The following is a 212-nucleotide window of genomic DNA, read 5'->3' on the forward strand; positions in this document are numbered from 1 at the left end:
GCAGCACTCGACGCCGCCACCACAATCACCTTCGAACATGCACGGGCGGAGGCGTTGACCGATCTGGCATTCCGCCTCGGCCCCGACCAGCGGCCGGCGGTACTGACCGCAGCACTCGACGCCGCCACCGCAATCACCTTCGAGTACTGGCGGGCGGAGGCGTTGACCGGCCTGGCACCCCACCTGAACCCCGACCAGCTGACCACGGCACT

At 68.9% G+C, this 212-nt stretch carries 1 protein-coding gene; it reads left to right on the plus strand.

The genetic code is table 11. The annotated features are described in order from the left end of the window. Window positions 1–212, plus strand: a 212-nt coding sequence (locus ACFHW1_RS28950; RefSeq protein WP_416616763.1) for a hypothetical protein, incomplete at both ends; no start/stop codon positions are given.

This window comes from Micromonospora sp. LOL_014, from assembly GCF_048060245.1.
Taxonomy (GTDB): domain Bacteria; phylum Actinomycetota; class Actinomycetes; order Mycobacteriales; family Micromonosporaceae; genus Micromonospora_E.